Below are 602 nucleotides of genomic sequence, written 5' to 3' on the forward strand. Positions count from 1 at the left end.
CGATGCGATGGGAACGCAGAAAGAGATCGCCCAAACCATCATCGAGGGAGGTGGGGACTATGTTTTGTCGCTGAAGGAAAACTGGCCGGCGACGTATGCCGAGGTCGAGAAGGTCTTCGCTGACCCGCCAGCGGCGCTGAAACTGCAACGCTGCCAAACCGTCGATGGCGATCACGGCCGCATCGAAACCCGCCGCCATACCATGTGCCACAAGGTTGATTGGCTGTTCTCCGACCGCCGTTATCCCGGTGAGTTCCAGTTCCCTGGTCTGGCCGCGATCGGCATGATCGAAAGCGAAACAGAGCGAGGCGGCGGCGTCGCGACAGAGCGGCGTTATTACCTGTGCTCGAAAAAACTGGACGTGGATACGTTCGCTCGGGTCGTGCGCAGTCACTGGGGGATCGAGAATGGCCTGCATTGGGTGTTGGACGTCGTCTTCCACGACGATCTCGCGCGCCTGCGCTCAGGCCACGGTCCCGCCAACATGGCGATCGTAAAACATACCGCCATGAACCTGCTGTCACAGGCTAAACCGATCACCAGCTTGAAAAACCGCCGTAAACGCGCGGGCTGGAACCAAGATTACCTGGAGAAAATCATCC

At 59.0% G+C, this 602-nt stretch carries 1 protein-coding gene; it reads left to right on the forward strand.

Features of this window, described 5'->3' with window-relative positions; translation table 11 throughout:
• Positions 1-7: 7 nt before the first annotated feature.
• On the forward strand, positions 8-602 hold a 595-nt coding region (locus GSQ89_RS00030; RefSeq protein ID WP_254073008.1), incomplete at its 3' end, for an ISAs1 family transposase.

Origin of the sequence: Acidisphaera sp. S103 (genome assembly GCF_009765975.1) — a bacterium.
In the GTDB taxonomy this organism is placed as follows: Bacteria; Pseudomonadota; Alphaproteobacteria; order Acetobacterales; family Acetobacteraceae; genus Rhodopila.